At 59.9% G+C, this 19,240-nt stretch carries 14 protein-coding genes; 8 read left to right on the top strand and 6 right to left on the bottom strand.

The window, feature by feature from the left end:
• Positions 1-34 precede the first annotated feature (34 nt).
• From map to R3C19_19800, 4 genes are all read right to left on the bottom strand, one after another.
• A complete protein-coding gene (gene map, locus R3C19_19815) occupies positions 35-886 on the bottom strand; it encodes a type I methionyl aminopeptidase (GenBank protein MEZ6062596.1) in 852 nt (283 codons plus the stop codon).
• A gap of 264 nt (positions 887-1,150) precedes the next feature.
• Positions 1,151-2,134 (bottom strand): protein kinase, encoded by a 984-nt coding sequence (locus R3C19_19810; protein MEZ6062595.1) that lies wholly within the window; start codon positions 2,132-2,134, stop codon positions 1,151-1,153.
• A gap of 11 nt (positions 2,135-2,145) precedes the next feature.
• Positions 2,146-3,987 carry a S1 RNA-binding domain-containing protein gene (locus R3C19_19805; protein MEZ6062594.1) on the bottom strand — a complete coding sequence of 614 codons (1,842 nt, stop codon included), beginning with the start codon at positions 3,985-3,987 and terminating at the stop codon, positions 2,146-2,148.
• A 121-nt stretch (positions 3,988-4,108) separates the two neighbouring features.
• The gene (locus R3C19_19800; protein ID MEZ6062593.1) at positions 4,109-4,813 is read right to left on the bottom strand and encodes an SUMF1/EgtB/PvdO family nonheme iron enzyme; all 705 of its coding nucleotides are present in this window, start codon (positions 4,811-4,813) and stop codon (positions 4,109-4,111) included.
• 354 nt (positions 4,814-5,167) lie between these two features.
• Here R3C19_19800 and R3C19_19795 point away from each other — a divergent pair, with 354 nt between their 5' ends.
• From R3C19_19795 to R3C19_19775, 5 genes are all read left to right on the top strand, one after another.
• Positions 5,168-5,569, top strand: a complete 402-nt coding sequence (locus R3C19_19795) for a DUF2809 domain-containing protein (protein ID MEZ6062592.1) — start codon at positions 5,168-5,170, stop codon at positions 5,567-5,569.
• A gap of 329 nt (positions 5,570-5,898) precedes the next feature.
• Positions 5,899-6,627 (top strand): hypothetical protein, encoded by a 729-nt coding sequence (locus tag R3C19_19790; GenBank protein ID MEZ6062591.1) that lies wholly within the window; start codon positions 5,899-5,901, stop codon positions 6,625-6,627.
• Between the two features lie 222 nt (positions 6,628-6,849).
• Entirely contained in the window at positions 6,850-7,389 is a 540-nt protein-coding gene (locus tag R3C19_19785) for a hypothetical protein (protein MEZ6062590.1), read from the top strand.
• The gene (locus R3C19_19780) at positions 7,377-8,372 is read left to right on the top strand and encodes an HTTM domain-containing protein (GenBank protein MEZ6062589.1); all 996 of its coding nucleotides are present in this window, start codon (positions 7,377-7,379) and stop codon (positions 8,370-8,372) included. The genes R3C19_19785 and R3C19_19780 overlap by 13 nt, the downstream gene beginning before the upstream one ends.
• A gap of 224 nt (positions 8,373-8,596) precedes the next feature.
• Positions 8,597-9,976 carry a hypothetical protein gene (locus R3C19_19775; protein MEZ6062588.1) on the top strand — a complete coding sequence of 460 codons (1,380 nt, stop codon included), beginning with the start codon at positions 8,597-8,599 and terminating at the stop codon, positions 9,974-9,976.
• Positions 9,977-10,351: 375 nt separating this feature from the next.
• On the opposite strand, the gene R3C19_19770 is transcribed toward R3C19_19775, so the two are convergent.
• Both R3C19_19770 and tssK read right to left on the bottom strand, forming a co-directional pair.
• A complete protein-coding gene (locus R3C19_19770) occupies positions 10,352-11,014 on the bottom strand; it encodes a DotU family type IV/VI secretion system protein (GenBank protein MEZ6062587.1) in 663 nt (220 codons plus the stop codon).
• 53 nt (positions 11,015-11,067) lie between these two features.
• Positions 11,068-12,483 (bottom strand): type VI secretion system baseplate subunit TssK, encoded by a 1,416-nt coding sequence (tssK, locus tag R3C19_19765; GenBank protein MEZ6062586.1) that lies wholly within the window; start codon positions 12,481-12,483, stop codon positions 11,068-11,070.
• A 493-nt stretch (positions 12,484-12,976) separates the two neighbouring features.
• On the opposite strand from tssK, the gene R3C19_19760 reads away from it, so the two are divergent.
• The 3 genes from R3C19_19760 (at position 12,977) to R3C19_19750 (ending at position 18,952) form a co-directional block, all read left to right on the top strand.
• Positions 12,977-13,567, top strand: coding sequence for a thioredoxin family protein (locus R3C19_19760; protein ID MEZ6062585.1), 591 nt, complete (start codon positions 12,977-12,979; stop codon positions 13,565-13,567).
• Positions 13,568-13,858: 291 nt separating this feature from the next.
• Complete coding sequence (locus R3C19_19755) at positions 13,859-14,929, top strand: hypothetical protein (protein MEZ6062584.1); 1,071 nt, start codon at positions 13,859-13,861, stop codon at positions 14,927-14,929.
• A gap of 219 nt (positions 14,930-15,148) precedes the next feature.
• Positions 15,149-18,952 carry a serine/threonine-protein kinase gene (locus R3C19_19750; GenBank protein MEZ6062583.1) on the top strand — a complete coding sequence of 1,268 codons (3,804 nt, stop codon included), beginning with the start codon at positions 15,149-15,151 and terminating at the stop codon, positions 18,950-18,952.
• Positions 18,953-19,240: the final 288 nt, after the last annotated feature.

The raw sequence follows: 19,240 nt of genomic DNA, 5'->3' as shown, positions 1-19,240 counted from the left end.
CAATCGTGCGCGTGTGGATTCGCGGAACGGCCGGTCAATCCAGAACGCGAGTTTCAACGAGCCCGAAGACGTGGCCTTCCTGCGGTCCGTTTTCCGTCAGTGTCAGAACTTCCGGACCTGTCTCCGTCATCAGGATCGTGTGTTCGAACTGAGCCGACAGCGAACCGTCCATTGTTCGAACCGTCCAGCCGTCGCGTTTGTCGAGCCTTGTCTTCCAGCCGCCGATATTCAGCATGGGTTCAATCGTGAAACACGTGCCCGGACGCAGCACGTCGCGATTCGACGTCAGAGCCGGGAAATGCGGAATGCCGGGGTCCTGGTGAAAATCCCGGCCAATTCCGTGTCCCTGGTACTCCCGCACAACCGAGTATCCCCGCTGCTGGGCATATGACTGAATGGCCCGCCCGATTTGTGTCACTGTGCAGTCGGGCCGCAGCGAACGGATGCCGTGCCACATTGCGTCGAAGGTTGTCTGCACAAGCCTCATCGCCGCGGGCGTCACGTCGCCGATCATGAACGTTTCCGACTGATCACCAAACCAGCCGTCGACGATCGTCGTGAGGTCGACGTTCACGATGTCACCGCATTCCAGCGGATTGTCGTTGGGAATCCCGTGACAGACGATTTCGTTGATACTTGTGCAGATGGTTTTGGGGTACCCGTGATACCCCAGGCACGCTGGTGTGTGGCCGTGATCAAGCGTGTATTCGAGCACCAGCCGATCAAGTTCCTCTGTCGTGACACCCTCGCCCACGTGACTTCGAACAAAGTCCATCAATTGAGCATTGAACCTGGCCGCGTTGCGAAGTCCGTCACGTTCCGCTTCATCCAGATACAGCGGAATGTGCTTCTTCTTTTTCTTCGACTTGGTCTTCTGACGTGACAAGTTGTTGCTCCAGACGCGGCGCACCGGTCATAAGTCTGCGGCGGGGTTCAGGCGAACGATTATTGTGCCCCGGTCGATTGTGTCAATCGGGGGCTGAGGAAACACAGCGGGATCACAGAAGATGTGCGGAACGTTTCGCGGTGACGTCGAAACGTCCGGCACCAGCGCCTTCGTTGCGGCCCGAATCTCCGTGTGCCACGGCACCCGCGTGTTAATGCGGCACTTTGGAAAAATGGCTGACTGGTCATCCGTTCGGGGAGTCCTCTATTGCCGCGTCAACAGAATGATTGTGATGACAATTGTCGCGATGACAATTGCCGCGATGACCACTGCGACCGAGGAGCCGGGTGATTCCTTTCCGCCTGAGGCACCAGGCTGCGGCGCGCCGGAACGTGGTGGCGCAATATCCAGCGTCTCGGCGTCATCGAACAGTTCATCGACAATCGACCGCTTTCCGTACGACTGGCCGGCACGGTGGTCGACAATTCTTATGGATTCGCCCGCGACACTCAGCAGCAGATTGCCCAGTCGGCCCTGCACTTCACGGGCAGTCGCCGGGAACCGCGAACCGCCGGGCGATTTCAGATCATTCGCGAGGCGATGGATTTCCGATTGTACTGTCGCTCCTGAACAGTCGTCATCCACCGAGTCGTCCGGACTAGAATCGCGTGCGCCGGACAGAGCTTCCAGGATTTCGCCGAAAGCTGTTAAGTCCGCAGCCTGCGAGTTCAGCCAGTCCGCTTCGGTATGCTTTTCGAGTCTGTCGTCCGCACTGTCGATCCATCGGGAAACGCCAAAGTCGGCGACTTTGACCCGCACCACATCACTGACCAGCACGGAGTCTGTCGTCAGGCCGGAATGACTGATGCCAAGATTGTGTGCAAATTGCAAAGCTGAGGCGATCTGCCATCCCAGATCGGCAATTTCGTCCCAGGAAAACTGCTGTCCTCGCTCCAGCCGCTGTGTCAGTGTCAGGCCGCCGGGATACTCGCTGAAGTAAAACAGCGCGCCGTCCGCTTCACCGTGGCCGAGGTACTGAAGGACCGTGTCGTGGTGCAGATGCTCCAGCCGGCCGCAATCCTTGCGAAACGCAGCGCGGAACTGCGGGATATCTGACAGACCGCGGTCAAAGACCGTTACGCGCACGTCTCGTCCGGAGCCTGGCTGCGTAGCGTGAAACACGGTGAACTGCTCCGTGGCGTGCAGTTCCTCCAGCAATTCGAAGTCGGATAACGTCAGCACATCCACGGAATTGAACTTCAGGAAAAGTCCGACGGATTCCCAAAGAGGCCGCTGCCCTGGCCCTGGATACCGGTCCCGCCGCGCAGATCGGAGCTGGGCTTGCGCCGTGGCGGGGCACTTTCTTCCGGAGCAGACTCCCGGTCCGGCTTTTCAGATTCCGGCCGCTGTTCGAGAGCCTTCAGTGACAACGACACGCGTTTGCGTTTCGGATCGACTTCGATGACCTTGAAGTCATGCGTCTCACCTTCTGACAGCACTTCCTTGACGCTGCCGACGCGCCGCCATGCGAGTTCGCTGATGTGCACCATGCCTTCAATGCCCGGTTCCAGCTCCACAAATGCTCCGAAATCGGCGATCCGGCTAATGCGGCCCGAAACGATTCTTTCGGAAGCGTATTTCTCCGAAGCGCTTTGCCAGGGATTCTGCACGAGTTGCTTCATGCCAAGGCTGATGCGCTTCTTCTCTTCATCCAGTTTCAGAATCTTGACCTGAATCTCCTGGCCTTCCCTCAGGACATCGTTGGGATGATTGATCCGCGACCATGACATTTCGCCGATGTGCAGAAATCCGTCGATCGCTCCAAGACTGACGAATGCTCCGTAGTTCTTGATTGTCTTGACGGTGCCTTCCATTTCCTGGCCGACTTCCAGGGTCTTCCAGAGTTCGCCTTCGGCTTCTTCGCGTTCCGCCTGCAGCAGGACTCTGCGGCTGACGACAAGATTTCGCTTGCGGGGATTCACTTCCGTGACCTGCACGGTCAGCTTCTGGCCGACAAAACTTTCCAGGTTGCTGACGTAGCCCAGATCGACCTGACTGGCCGGAAGAAAGCCCTTCAGGTTACTGACCGTGACCTGAAGTCCGCCCTTGTTGGTGCCCGTCACAATGCAGTCAACAACCTGACCGGTCGCCAGAGCACTCCAGTCGCCGCTTGCCTTGTGCTTCGCGCGAGGCAGCCGAGCCCGCAGCAAACCGTCGCCGTCAATCGAATCGATAACGACTTCCAGTTGGTCGCCTGCGGCCGGCGGCTTTCCATCGGGAAACTGCTTCAGCGAAACAAGCAGACTGCTGCGCAGTCCCGCGTCAAGAAACACGTCGTCATGATGAATCTGCTGGACGACACCCCTGACCTTCGAGCCGATCTGCACCTCATCGTCCGTCACGGCGGGACCACCGGACTGCTGTTCGCCACCGTCGGCAGCCGCCACCGGTTCTAAAGGAACTGCCGCCGGTGCTTCAGCCGGTTCGCCCGTCATGGCCGCGTTGATTTGCTCTTCGATCGAAGCGTCGAGTTCGTCGGCTGCCGGAATGTCGATCGGCCCTTCGTAAGTCGGCGTCTCCGGGCGCTGCGACTTCACATCTTCGCTGCCCCGCGCCTTCTCGTCGCTGCGCACACCCAGCTTTTCGCGAAGACGGTCGGCGGATCGCGCTGTGTCCTGAAGTCCTCCGGTTTCGACCGATGTCTGCAGCGCGGCATCGACAACATCGGCTGATGGAACCGAGTCGACCGGTGTCTCCGCGGGCACCACCGGCGACGCTGATAACGATTGCTGGACGTCGGCCGGCTGCGAAACTGGTGCGGTGTTCGAGACTTCGGACACGATCCCGGTCTCCGGCTGCGATGATACCGGCATTTCGCCAACGACCGATGTACTGCCCGCTTCGCCTTCACGACCAGACGCGTCGGAATCGGCAACCGGCACTTCCGCGTTGACTTCCGGCGGAAGAGACTCCTTCACGCCGGAGTCATTCGTCGACAGCACAAACGTCTGTTCGGGATTCGGCTGCGTATCGACGGAATCATCGGTGGTGGTCGTCGACGTCTGCTGCGCGTCCTGGGGACGCTGTTCATCGGTTGTCATTGTCGCGTCGTCCTGATCAGAGTTCGCGGGTCGCCGCGTCCTGACGTCGGTCACCCGGTAACACCGATCGATTCATCATGTTTGTCCGTGAAAAAAGCATATCCAAACGCAATCCGCTTCGCTAGCGCCTGCGAGTTTCCTTTTCAAGGGGCTTTTTGGCGATCACACAGCGAAACCCGATCGCGTCTCCGGATGCGTATTCAGGTACCGGCAGTTTTGAAGACGAGCTCAGCAGCAGGTGATGGTCCCGCCACGATCCGCCGTGCATCGTGCGTATCGGAATTGCATCAGCATCCGAGGAAACCGCATCTGGCTGCCACTGATCCGACGTGTATTCCCAGAGGTACCCATGAACGTCATACAGATCCCACGCGTTCGGCCGCAGAACTCCCACGGCGGGATCGTTGCCGGCGGCATTGCCGGTATGCCACGCAAACTGATCGATCACCGATGTCCCGCTGTCGATCGCAGCGTCACCGAAGGAATACTGCGTGTCGGTCCCTGCCCGGCAACAGTATTCCCATTCGGCTGACGTCGGCAGTCGGACGCTTTCGTCCTTCGAAATCAGATCGGCGGCGTGCAGCAGCGCAGTCAGTTGCCGGCAAAATGCGGTGGCCTCCAGCCAACTGACGGTCTCCACCGAATTGCGAGGTCCCTTCCAGCGACTGGGATTCGCACCGGTCACGGCCTGATACAGTTCCTGAGTCGTTTCATATTTCGCGATTCGAAACGGCTGTGCTGCGCCGGTGCCGTCACCCGAATTCAACGGCGGAAACGGAGCCGTGCCGGGAGTAATCGTGACGCACTCATCGACAAACCGCTTCAAGACATCCTGTCGATCCGCCGAAGGCGCGCGCGTATCTCGCGGGTCTTGTGCTGCATCGATCGGTGGCATTACACATTGCACAAACAGCAAGAGGCAGACGATTCTTTTCATGCGGTTGCATCCGAAAACGGTACCGGGACTCTGACATTATGGCCTGGCGGCTTCAACTTCCCGGGACGATTGATGACAGTGCAGCGGATGCGTGTCAATCCGTCGGCGCAAGTGCCGCCAATCGCCAGGAAGCGCGTTGAGCGCACAGACTCCGACTGGCGTGAGCTGCACCTATGGCGGTCGGTTCCCGCAGTCGGCCCAAAACACGCTGCACGAGACTAACCGCCTTCATTTTGAATCCGGATGAGCTATGAGATGCGCTTATCGCGATTGCGTCTGACCTACGGCGGCTGCATGTTTGTGGTGATCGCGGCGGGACTTGCTTCGCGACGGTACCGTGATCAACTTCCCGCTTTTGTGGCGGAGTTTGCCGGCGACACGTTGTGGGCACTGATGGTGTTTCTGGGCGTCAGTCTTCTGATGCCGAACGCTCCCGCAACGCGTCGCGGACTGGCGGCGATCGGATTCGCGTTCGCGATTGAATTCAGTCAGCTCTATCACGCGCCGTGGATCGACGCACTGCGGCACACAACGTTCGGCGGCCTGGTGCTTGGCATCGGATTCCTCTGGACGGATTTGATCTGCTATTCGGCGGGAGTCCTTGCCGGCGTGGCGGCGGACACCGCGATCCGAATTCGCAGATGATCGCTGCGGCGAAGTGCGGTGCCGTCCATCGGCATGGCCACAGAACTTACCGGGCCGCTACTTTCCGATCGTCCGCGAGGGTTTGCCCACGGGTCGTGCGTGTACAGAAGTTGCCGAATGTCGAAGTCGATTGCGAAGTTTTCTGCGGCGAGCCCTCAATGTTTCTGGCAGAATCGATTGGCGGTTGCGTTACTGATGCGAACCGTCCTGTTTCACGCGTCTGTGAAGCGATCCCAGGAATCCCGGACCGGCGCCATTCGGCTCGGCCGCGGGCTTCGCGGACCCTGGAGGTCTCCGTCGTGTCGTCGTGCTCTGAAAGGCCACAAATCATGTTGATTCGCATTGGAAGACTGCTGCCCGCGGTTGCCCTGTTGTCTCTCGGTGTCGCGCCGGCGAACGCTCAGGTTGACTGCAACTGCAGCCCGCAACCCGTTGAGTTTTCTTCATCTCATGGCGGCTCATTCGGTTCAGCGGGAGGATCGTTCGGTTCGGCGGGCGGTTCGTTTGGATCAGCCGGCGGAGAATTTCTGCCCACCGGCAGTTCGTTCGGCTCTTCCGGAGGTTCGTTCGGCGGTGAAGGAGGTTGCTTCGGATCAGCCGGAGGTTCGTTCGGATCGGCTGGAGGATCATTCGGTTCGGCGGGTGGTTCCTATGGATCGGCAGGAGGATTTCCGCTTAGCCAGGGGATGCTGCGACCGCTCGACGATCAACACGCCCGGATCATCCTGAACGTGCCCGACGAAGCCGTGGTCGTGTATCTCGGCAAGAAGAAAATGACGACCGAAGGACTGACTCGCAGCTACCTGATTCCGGTTCCCAAACCGGACAAGACCTACAAATACGTCGTAAAGATTGTCGTGGCCGGCGACGCGGACGTGCTCAGCAAGGAATCGGAACAGACACTGAAGGCCGGTGAAACGGTTGAGCTGAACGTTTCCGTCGGCGACGAAATTACGATCGACAAAGCCGCTCCGGCTGCGGACGACGGGGCCGCCACCAACGATGCAGACGCCGACAAGGGAGCAGACGGCGGAGGTGATGACGGAGGAGAATCCTGAGCGACCTGCCGCTCAGCAATCAGAATCCCGTGCCACAACCGGAAGCCCGGCTTTTTTGAAAAGCCGGGCTTTTCGCCGTTTGAGTCCTGACGAAGATGCGATAACAATCGGCAATTGGATATCCCGCTCGTCGCGTTGCATGTCAATGACGACATTCGATCGAAACGCACCTTATTGCGACACGCGGCCGCAGGCGGCGGCAACTGCCAGGAACTGACAATCATGAGTTCGGACGAATATCCGCGCTGGTCATCGGCGGCGATGGCGGTCGTCAGCGTATGGCTGATTTACCACATTTCGGCTGTCGTCATCGCGGCCGCGTCGATACCGCCGTCTTCGACATCGGTGCAGTCGACGTGGCGGTTCTTCGCGCCCTATCTTCAGGGGCTGAATCTGAATCACGGATTCCACTACTTCGCCCCGAATCCGGGAGCCAGTTCCATGATCGCATGGAGCGCCGAGCGATCGGACGGAACCACCGACGACGGACGCTTTCCGTCGGTCGACATACAGCCGCGGCTGCTGTACCACCGCTACTTCATGCTCAGCGAGAATCTCAGCAGCGTGTCGGAAGAGATGCGCACTGAACTAATCCGCTCCTATGGCCGTTGTCTGTGCCGAAGGAAATCGGCTTCGGAAGTGACGCTGTCCCGAATCGTGCATCTGATCCCGACCGTTGAATACGTTCAGGACGGCGGAGGTCTGGAAGCGTCGGAAAGTTATCTCGAAGAGCCCCTGGAAACTGTCACGTGCGAGAACTGATCGGCGAAAGAATGCTGGCTCTCGCTCGCTGGTGGCGCGGGCTGCACGCTGCCTGGAACCGATTCTGGTTCTCCGCCGCGGATCCGGCTCCGCTGGGCATCATTCGGCTGTGGATCGGTGCGATTCTGGTCTACGCACACATCGTGTGGGGACTGCGGTTCGACGAATTCCTCGGCAATAACGGCTGGATCGACATCGAAACGCTGCGGCGAATGAGCGCCAACGGTTATGCAATTACGTTCTGGAAATTTGTGCCCGAAGCCTGGCAGGTTCCAGTTCATGTTGCGTCCATCGCCGTGCTGACCTGTTTCTGGCTGGGACTGTTCACTCGCTGGACGGCCTGGCTGACGGTGTTGATTGTGATGTCGTACACGAACCGAAATCCGATTGCAGCGTTCGGTCTGGATCAGATTTTTGGAATCCTGGTGCTGTATCTGGCGATCGGGCCATCGGGAGCCTCGTGGTCACTGGATTCGTGGCGCAGACGTCGTGCTGCAGGCCAGGCAGATCCGTCCACCGGCGATTCCAACTGTGTCGCAAAAATAAGAGGCAGGCCGTCGGTGTCGGCGAATCTGGCGATCAGACTGATTCAGTTGCATCTGTGCCTGATCTACTTTTATGCCGGTGCTTCCAAACTTCAGGGTGTGACCTGGTGGACCGGTGAGGCAATCTGGAACGTGATTGCGAACCGCGAGTACCAGACATTCGACCTGACCTGGCTGGCGCACCATTCTCAGGTCATTGAAGTGATTGCCCACGTCACCATCCTTTGGGAACTCAGTTTTCCGGCGCTGGTCTGGGTTCGTCCGCTGCGACCGATCGTTCTGGCGATGGGCGTCCTGATGCACCTTGGCATCGGTGCCTTCCTTGGCATGTGGACTTTCGGACTGGCGATGATTGCGGGCTACTGGGCATTTGCCGGCAACTGCGCCGCCGCGCCGCCAGCCGCAGATTCTGCCGATCGGACTGTTTCGCCGCGATGACCGCAGTCGCGCCGCCTCTGTGCGCACGACACGGACAGCAATTCGCCGGCACTTCCTTCGTCACGCCGGAAAAGTCAACCCAGACACCGTGTTGACTACGACGCGCAGTGTTTCGTTGTATAGCGGCCGTCTTTTGACGCACTGAGTGACGATTGTGCAGCAGGATGCCGAAAATCTGGATTACCGGAGAATCACACGACGGCCATTTTCATGGAGGTTGTTCGATGTCCTGCCTGGGCAACCGAATCTCAGTTTACCGCAACTTCGTATTTGCATTCGCCCTTCTGACGGTCTGTGTTTTCGACACGACCGTCGTGACGGCACAGGACGCAGGCGGGCCTCCATGGGGTGAATGGCTGAAAAGCCCGCTGCGAGCCGACTGCTTCAAGACCTGGCGTCGCCGCAGAGACCCGTTGCTGAATGAGCCTTTCATCAAGGAAGGCGAAGACACGCCCAAGGGGCTGGCATCGAAACTTCGTGCGCGGGAAGTGGATATCCCCAACAGAATCCGGGCAATTCATTATCTTGCCAAACGCGACTGCACCGTGTTTCCTGAAGCCAAGGAAATGCTGATCCTGGCGATGCAGGAAGACAAGTGGGAAGAAGTCCGCTACGCCGCTGCGACAGGTCTGTGCGAAATGCTGACGCGGCACTCGTGCAATCCGTGCAGCCAAAACGGTCAGAACGGCGGTCGAGGCGGATCGTGCCAAAGCTGCCAGTCGTGTAACAACGGTCGTTCGCAGCGTGGTTCCTCGACCTGCTCGAAGTGCGACAACGGACAGGGCGGATCCCGCGGCCTGGCAGACCGGGTTAAGGAAGGGTGCCGCAATCTGTCACTGAAACAATACTGGTGCGACGCTGCCTTCGACATCAAGGACGGACAAAAGGGACCGCGTGAGTCCGGTCCGGATCTGATGGAACTGCCGTGCCACTGCCGGAGCTGCTGTGACGCGGATACTCTGAAAGCTCTGGCGAAGACCGCTTACGAACTCGACGAAAAGGGCTGTCCGAGCGAACCTTCCAAGCGAGTGCGGGAAAAGGCTGTCGAAGCCATCGCCGCCTGCGGAATTCCCTGCCACTACAGCCCGTACTACGCCGTTCCGGAAGAAGAAGCTCCGCCGGCATCGGAAGAAGGCGAACGAACGGATGACGGCGGCGGTGAAAAGACCGCTCCGGTCCCGGATGAATCCGGCGACCCTTCGGCGACACTGCTGCCGGTCACTCAGGCGTCGCTGCGGTCAATCGATGTCGCACCGTCACCGATCGGCCGCCTGAACGGATTGTGCATCGTTTCGCTGAAGAACGGCCGCCAGGTCCAGGGCAGCGATCAGTTCCAGTCGATTTACAAGGGACGCATCTACACGTTCGCAAACGCGGACTGCAGGAACCTGTTTGACGCAAATCCGGAATCCTACGCGGTCGCCTTCGGCGGATGCGATCCGGTCCACTTTGTGAAGACGCATCAGGCGATGGAAGGCCGCTATCTGGTCAGTCACGCCGATCGGCTGTACATGTTCAGCACCAAAGAAAACGTCAGCCTGTTCCGCGAAAATCCGGAACGCTACATGCCGCAAACCGGCAGCCAGGTGGCATCCGCGAAGTAGATCTGCCTGAATCGACTCGACGAAACAATGAAAGCCCGGCGTCCACAGGATGTCGGGCTTTCTTCGTTGACGGCGCTGCAACATGACCGTGCTGCAACGTGTGCGGGGCGCTGCCGCGACGGCTTTGTCGTCGCAGCGACGTGTTACTTCGTCAGCCGTGCGTCGATGGATGGTGCGGGCGCGGAAGTCGGGCGAACCGGTGCGGGCGGGTCATATGGGATCGCGAGGCTCCTGCCGAATCGCTGGCGAATCGGTGATCCTTTGCCGCACGCGGCTCGGCGGGAGCCTCGCCCTCCCGTTTTCCTCGCCAATCAGATTCCATTACCCGAGCGTCGGTCGCAGATCGGCATTTATCAAATCGCGCCGGACCGCATGCTACGACGAGCCGCCTTTCAGCATCCAGCCGAGCAGAATCAGGAAAACCAGAGCAACGACTGAGAAGACCGTCATCGCGATATCCAGTCCGCGTCGGCCGCTCATCGGTTCGACGTTTCCTTCCAGAGGTTCTCCCTGAATGTCGCGGGCGTTTTCGTGGCGAATCCGCCGCTGCAACTGAGCTGCCCAGTGTTTGCGAGCTTCCGCGACGTCTTTTCGATTCCCGGGAAGATCGGTCTTCAGTTCGATCTTGAACGCGCCTTCCAGGTCACCGACGAATCCCAGCACCAGAGCCAGATAGAACAGCTCCGCGGCCTCCGAGCTGCCTGTGGGGATGCACTGTTCTCCTTCGACATAGAATTTCCAGGCGCGGTTGCGTTCGGCGTAGTATTCGTGTTCCAGCACGAAGTCCTTCCAGCCTTCGATATGCCGCGTCAGGACTTCGTCGGCCCAGTAGATCATCGCCTTTTTCAGCGACTGCCATTCCGCGTTGTTGACGTTGGCGGACCCGGAACTCACCTTCTGTTCGATGCCCTGCAGGTCGGCGGAAAGCTGCTTCTGCAGCGACTGCAGGTTGCTGTTCTGTCCGGGCGTCGGCTGATTGATAATTCCCAGAACCTTCAGAAAGAACGGTTCCGCGAGTTCGATGATGGACGTTGCCATGAGTATCCGCCGGAACTCCTGCTGATGTAAGAGAATCTGACGCTGCTGGAAAACTAGGTCCCGGACGCTTTGATGGCGAACAGCGAAAACGCAAGCGACACCAGTTCGCCGGTGTGACGGTTCTTCACGTCGATCTTGTTTTCGCCGTTGATCTGCTGAGCCACATTGCGCTCGTTGAAGCGAATGCCAAGGTTCAGAGTTTCCTCAACGCTGCGCCAGGCCTCATCGCGATCCACCCGATAGTAGTGCCAGTTGGCTCGCGGAAACGCGCGCGGCGCGTCCGCGACGGGAGCCAGCCGAACACCGCGGCGACCGAACTTGTAAATGTTGTCAACCTCGTCCGTATTACCGACCTTCATGCCCAGCGATCGTTCCGACAGCAGATCCGTGACTTCGCTGGTCTTCAGCTTGCATTCCACACCGATGTAGAACGCCCAGCTCGGCTCCAGCCACTCAGTCTGCAGCCGCACTGACATCTGCAGACCCTGAGCGGCAAACGGACGCTTGATGTACGACTCGTCCTTCGCCTCTTCAACATTCAACAGTTTCCGAAGGGCTGTGAAGCAGGTCGTCAGATCGTCATGGTCGTAGACGGGAATTTCCGGAAACCGCCGTTCGCGCCGAAAGATCGCCTGAAGTCCGACGATCCGACACAGTTCGGAATACACGATGTACGGGTGGATTCCGGGTACAAACGGCAGATGAGCAAACCCGCCGAGTGATGAATTCACCGCATGCAACTGCAGAATGCGTTCCAGATCTTCCTTGTGGCCGCTTTCGAAAGCGACGCCGCGATCGATCATCTGTCGAGCCAGCCGATCGGCGGTGGCCCCAAGACGGTCGTAGACGGAGCGAATGAAGCCGCTCAGCCACGGCCAGGCTTCCGAAGCAATCAGCGGCGGAATGTAGTCCGGATCGATTTCCGGCGGAGCTTCCGCGGTGGCTCCCAGTCGAAGCTGCATGATGGGAAGAGCGTCGTACCCCAGCGCCGCGTCGTCACCGATCAGAATCCGGGGATTGAAACGTCGGAACTGAATTTGTTCCGCGTTGCCCGGAGCGTTTTCGTCCTCAACGCTTTCGGAAGCCAGCACATAGCGGCATTGCGGATTGCTGCCGTCGGTGTCGGTATTGGAAAACCCGTTGCGGTATTCCGCGACACCCACGTACACCTTCACTCGCGTATCTGCGGACGCGAACAACTGGCGCGGGATTTCGACGGCGGAAATGTGCGAATCTTCGGGAAACCGCAAATGGGTTCCATCCGGAAGCCGCAGGTGGCAGGACGCCAGCGAGACGCGCCAGTTCGAAAGGGAGTCCAGGTCCGGTTCCAGCCGCTGCAGACCGTAGCAATGCCGATCGCCCCAGTTTTCGGCAATGCGGATCTTTTCCAGAACGCTTCGTTCGACGCACTGGAAATGATGCGGGCGAAGAAACAGGCCTTCTCCCCAATACACGGACTTGGACGCCATAAATCAATGCTCCGGAGCGACAGAGCCATTCATGCAGGTCGGTGAACGAACGAAAATCAGCGTCGGCGGCAATCGATGCGAACGTCGCGGACGGTGAATCGGGGCATAAACTACCTGCGTCATCGCTCGATGAGAAGCCTGCCCGCCAGTTTCGAATCCGCAGACCGCCGATTTGGCGGAATCGATCTTTGCCGGACTGCCTCCTTCCGCAGCAATCCAGCTTCTTCGTTCACCCGTCAGCCCGGCAGACCCGTTCATTAGCGGTTCGGCTGCTGTTCCGTTCGCGGTTTACACGCCTTCACAACCGAGCCCGATGCAAATCCGCGCCGGCGCGTCGTCGGCCGAATGCGGCGTCGAGCGTGTGTTGAATCGGCGCCGGTTTGAACACGAAGGGCAGGTGAATACACTGAACGTCCGGCGCCGCGCACGCTGTCGTGATGAACGCGGCCGTCAGCAAACATCCGAAAGACTCGTATTTCAGGAACCTGATGCAATGGTCAAGACAGCGTCCACCATGTTGTCGCTCGGGACAGTGGCACCGGACTTTTCTCTGACAAATGTCGATGGATCGACCGTTCGCCGCAGCGATTTCCGCGGCAAGCCTCTGCTGGTGATCTTCATGTGCAACCACTGCCCATTCGTCATTCACCTGCGTCCGGCACTGGCGAAGTTCGCTGCCGAATACCAGGCGAAGGGGCTGGGAATCGTGGGCATCAGTTCCAACGACATCGGCACGCATCCGCAGGACGGACCGGAAGAAATGAAAACGGAAGCTCGCACCGCCGGCTATCAGTTTCCATACCTGTACGACGAAACTCAGGAGGCCGCTCAGGCTTACAAGGCCGCCTGTACTCCCGATTTCTTCCTGTTCGACGCCGACCACACTTTGGTTTACCGGGGCCAGTTTGATTCCAGCCGGCCGGGGAATGACATTCCGGTCACGGGGAACGATCTGAAGGCCGCCTGCGACGCCGTTCTTGCCGGCAGCGATGTGACTTCGGAACAAAAACCGAGCATCGGCTGCAACATCAAATGGAAACCGGGGAACGAGCCCGAGTACTTCACCGGACAACCGGCAGGCTGATGGACGACGTTTCCACCGTGCGTGCATCGAGCCGCCACCAACTGACCTGCAGAGTTCGCGCGGTGCCGACGGTGCCGACACGTTGGTTTCTGAACGTCGGGGGCGGCACGAATCCCCGTCTGGCTGTTTGACAAACGCCGATCAGCGACGGTAAAAGTGGAAGCCTGGAAAATGATTTCCGTTCATGCCAATTGTAGCGATCCGCAGCGACGCGCCGGGTGAGCACACCGGAACAAAAACGGGTACCGGCGTTGGCGAGATCGTCGCTGATATAAACCTTCGAGGTGGTTGATGAGAAACTTCCTGTTCAAACTGATGGTTGTGGGAATCGTCGGCGTGCTGTCTCCGGTGACACACGCGTGTTGGTGGCCGTGGTTCCCGGCCTACGGCGTCGGCTACGCTCCGTACGCGGCGCCCTACGGCGGCTATGGATACGGAGCGTACTACGGCGGATACCAGCCCGTCAGTTACGCCAGCTACGCGGCTCCCGCAAATTATGCTCCGGTCTACACGGCCAGCTATGGCACGTTTGCGGCATCGAGTTGCAATACCGGATGCTGCGATTCCTGCAACACGTGCGGTGTCGCGTGCAGCTCCGGTTGCGGCAGCGGCTCGTGCGGCGTTGCCTGCATTGGTGTCGAATCCGGCACGCTGCGACCTTCCACAGATCCGATTTCCAACAAGGGCACCGGCGAAACGGCTCGTCCGCAGCGCCGTGAGGAGCCGGACCGGTCACGCCGAGGGACCTACGAAGACCCGGTGGATAATCGGTCTTCGAATCCTCCCACATTCGATCCCGATCGCGACGCGCCGATGTTTGGGCCGGGAAGCTCGACCGACGACACCACAGGCGCCGGCGGACGATCCGGTGATCCGGATTGGATCCGATCACGAGAGGGTTCCGGCAACGAAGTTGATGACATCCTGAATCGGGAACTTCCGGAAGACTTTCGACGAGCGCGGCGTCCAATCACAACTCCGGTCGACGAGCCCGCCGACGGCAAGTCTTCGCAGGAAGGCGAAACAGGTGCCGATTCCGATTCTTCGAAGGGCACTGAGAAATCAAAGGGCGACGACATCGACGCTCCGGAGTCCGATCTTGGGAAAGAAGTCAGTCCGATCGACTTCCTGGCGCCGCCGACAGATGACGAAGAACGCGCCGCCGTGGAACCCCTGATGCTGACACAATCCAGGCTTCGCAGCAGTCATTTCGACGTACTGACCGCCAGCCGTCTCGCTGCGGAATCACGGCGTCGCGAATCAGCGTCTAACACCGACACTCGCATCTCCGATTCGAAGGTCCGCGAACGAACCATCCGGTGGATCTCCGTGCCGGCACCCGAAGGTCGCGTGCGTCTGTAGTTCGTGCGGTGACAGAGTCGACTGCTGACGCGCGGTCGGACTGTCCGGCGGACTCCGTGGCTCTGCGCGAACGCCGTTCGTAAGCCGTGCGGAATATCCCGGATCGCCGAACACGGAACGGTGCGTTGTCGGCGGTATCTCAGCAGTGCCTTATCGTCAGCCGCATCGCTCCAGCGCGAAAGTCAATCCGCCCGGGCCGCGCGATGATGGGAAAGTCCGATGGCTCCGACCGCCAGAGAACTCACCAGGCTGCTGACAGAAACCGGGCTTCTGACTTCCGAAGACGTTCTGCGATGTCGCCAGCAATCAGGACTGACCGACGATGACATTTCCGGTCAGTCGCTGCTGGAACTGCTGGTCCGGGGTGAATTGCTGACCAGGTTTCAGGCCAGGACGGTTTTCGGTGGCAGGGCACAGGACCTGGTTCTCGGAAACTATGTCGTGCTGGACAAGCTGGGTGAAGGCGGCATGGGCCAGGTCTTCCGGGCTCGCCACCGGCGAATGAAGCGGGAGGTCGCATTGAAGGTGCTGACCCCGCAGTATGTTCGCAGTGCGACGGCTCTGCGCCGGTTTCATCGCGAAGTCGAAGCGGCCGCGCGGCTGAATCATCCGAATATCGTGACCGCCTACGATGCCGATGAATCAAACGGCATACACTTTCTGGCGATGGAATGTGTCAGCGGCACGGATCTGGAATCGATCGTCGCGGACGGGGGTTCATTGCCGACGGTCACGGCTGTGGGCTACGCCATTCAGGCCGCGCGCGGGCTCGCATACGCTCATGCGCAGGGCGTGGTTCATCGAGACATCAAGCCCTCCAATCTGCTGCTCGACCTCGCAGGCACCGTGAAGATCCTGGACATGGGACTGGCAAGGCTGGACGATTCCGCGGCGTCCACCAGCGCCACAGTGGCTGACCTGACGAGCCCCGGTGTCCTGATGGGAACGGTCGATTTTCTGTCGCCGGAGCAGGCCATGGACGCACAGTCGGCAGACTATCGCAGTGACATTTATGCGCTGGGCTGCACGCTGTATTTTCTGGTGTCCGGCACTGCAATGTACGAATCGGACGGCGTCATGCAGCGAGTGATGGCGCACCAGACGGCACCCATCCCACTGTTGCCCGGCGCGGATTCCGAACTGCAGCGGCTGTTCGAAAGGATGGTCGCCAAGAATCCGGACGATCGCATCGGACCGGCGCAGAACCTGGTCGACGCACTGGAAGCGTGGCTGGCGGAACACACGAACTCCGTTGCTGCCGCCGACCTGGCCGGGCCGCCGTCACGTGCGACTGCCGACGACGCACCCGACTCAACCCGATCGCCGTTGGCGCCGGCAGGTACTTCACCGACGACAGGCACCCGCGCGACGGCAGCCTCAGATACGCTGTGGCAAGTGGCGCCGAACGAAGTTGCGGAATTCAGCGCGGCCTCGCCGGCTTCCGGTCAGGCATCCCGCCGCAGAACGGATCGCCGTGCAACCGCCGGACGACCTGATTCGAAGCCAAGCACCGGCGGCAAACCGGGCAACCGAAGTCATTGGCGCGTGTTGGTCGGCGGCGGACTGATCGCGCTGGTTTTGATGGGCGGATGGTTGGTTCGATCCCGCCCGGCCAGCGGCCCAAATGACGTGTCCGTCAGCGCCGATACGTCTGTCATGCCAGTCGACCGCGACATGGCGACCAAAGCACCTGCGATCGCCGCCGCAAGCGCCATCGCGAGCGATTCGCCGGAAGCTGTCGTGGAACTACCGGACGCCGAGATTGCTCCGAATCCGGAGGTCGCCGAGAAGGTTCCGCCGGACTCTGGTCGCGATGACGGCAGCGCGATTGCCGGAGCCGCCGAGTATTCCGCGGCGCAGCCCGTTCGGAACGTTTCACATCCGGCAGTTCCGAACGAACGGGGAGCAACGTCGGTTGATGAATCGCAAATCGGCACACTTGCATCAGTCGATCTTCGCATGCATCCGAGGCCCGATTCCCTGCCCAAATTCAGTGCGAGAATTCGACCCGGCGAGCCGTTTGGCGATTTCGCGGCCGTCAGTCGGCCCGCCAGAGTCAATGATGTTCTGACGTGGTCAATCGAGCCGTTGCTGCATCGAAGCGGCTACCGGTCGATCGATGTTCGAAGTGACGGATTGATCGCCACCGGCGGCGACGACAACGCCATACGTCTGTGGACTGCGGAATTCCAGCTTGTCAAAGTGCTTGCCGGACACGAAAGCGCGATCTGTTCGGTACAGTTTTCACCGGATGGCCGGACGCTTGCTTCGGCCTCGCCGGGGCCGCGAGCAGCGCTTAACGTCTGGCATGTCGACAGCGGTCAACTGCTGAAGACATTTGATGTCGACAACTGGCCGGGTCGCGTCGCGTGGTTGCCCGACGGAACACTGCTGATCCATGCCGCGGGCACGGTGGTTGAGTTACTGGATCCGCAAACCGCCGACCGTCGCCATTCCGCGGAAGGCGCAGCAGGCACGTTCATCGGTGTTTCGCCCGACAGCAGACGGTTCGTCCTCGGTGGCAAACGGACCGCCAGAGTCTTTGATGCCAATTCTCTGCAGCTATTGACGACCATCGACATGGACGGCGACTGTTCCGTTGACTGGTCACCCGACGGTCGCTGGATCGCTGCCGCGGACGATTCCGGCACCGTCGTCCTGGACACGCGGTCGTTTCAGGAACGGCACCGATTGGACGTCAAAGGTCTGGTGTCGTTCTCTCCCGACAGCACGTCGCTGGCTGTCGCCAATGGCACTTCCTGCACGGCATTCAACACTCTGGACTGGTCACAGTGCTTCGAAGTCCCGTCAGGCCGGCGTGCAACGGACGTCGCATGGACACCGGACAGCAGACAGATTCTGATGCCGAACGCACGTGTCGACAGCCAGACCGGGCAGGCTCTGCCGATGTTGCCGCAATCGTCAACACGACCGGTTGTGACTGCCGTTGCCGACGACGGCAGTCGTGTCGCCACACTGACTTCGAACCGGCTGCGCGTCTTTGACGGGCAGACCGGCGCGATGCTGAACGAAACCGAATTTCAGCACCAGGAATGCTCGCAGCTTCTCTGGCAGCCGGGTGGCGGGCTGCTTCTGCGTCTCTGCACGGACGGCTCCGACAGTGCCGACCGAATCAGCGTGATCGATGCGGATTCCGGCAAAGTCAAACACCGATTTCTGCAGGATGCGGGACGAATCTGGCGAGCCTGCTGGTCTCCCGACGGAAAGTCGATCGCTTCGGTGGGTGACGACGGCGTCTGCCGCATCCGGGATGTCGAGTCCGGAACGGAACAACATGCCCTGCTTCACAACGATCCGCTGTGGTGGGTTCAGTGGTCCGACGATAGCGCAAAAATCGCCTGCGGTTCGGCATTCGGAGGAATCAGCGTCTGGAATGCGGAAAACGGCAAGCGGCTGCAGGAGTTCAAGACGCTATCCGCGCCGATGCAGCCACCGCGAGTCCAGCGCGCGTCCGATGGTCCTTTCTGCTTTCTGAAGGACAGCAATCAAATTCTTTATCTGGCCGGAATGACCGGATTCGAACTGCTGGATGTCAGAACAGGGCAGATTTCGCCGGCGGGTCAGGCCGAGATGGATTGCGGCGAGCGGTTGTCCGCGGGCTGGTCTCCAGATTTCAGCGTGCTGGGAGTGTACGGCAGCTACGGGGAGTTTCATCTGCGCGCAGTCGGGCAAAACGTCACCAGCGCAATCCGCTTCTTTCACACTCCACACTGGCTGGCCGACAGCCGACGCCTGCTGGGCGGCGACAACGACGGTGCCTGGGTCTCCGGCTACGATTTCAGGCGAAATCGGCGGCTCGGGACTTTGTTGGCGGAACTGCCGGACAACGCCTGGGCCATGGTTTCACCGGAGGGGGACTTCGTCAGTTCCGACAACTTCGACGATCATGTTGCCGTCGTTGCACTGCTGCGGGACGGACGCCAGCTGACGCTCTCGCTGGACGAATTTCAGGGACAATTTGGCTGGACCTCGCGGCCGGAAAAGGTCCGGTTCCTGAAATGAATGTGAGTTCGCCGGCGTTTTCCGCGAATCACCGTATCGAGCTGCCGGATTCGCGGTGAATGCGACTGCTGCGTGATCGGGAGATTTGGTCGCAACTCCGGCAGCCTGGCGGAATGAACCTGTCTGCGATCAGATTTCCCTGGTTCTTCTGCTGTCTCGCATCGTAACACGGGAACTGCTCGTCTTGGTGAAATCTGCGATGTCGGCGTACACTTTTGGGTCAGCAGCCGACTGTCTGCAGTTTTCCGGAAACTCGTGGGAGAACAGCCTGATGAAAAGACGTGAGGC

The sequence above is a fragment of the Planctomycetaceae bacterium genome (assembly GCA_041398785.1).
In the GTDB taxonomy this organism is placed as follows: Bacteria; Planctomycetota; Planctomycetia; order Planctomycetales; family Planctomycetaceae; genus JAWKUA01.
Note: the sequence above shows the minus strand (reverse complement) of the source record. Positions and strands in the feature narration are given on the sequence as shown.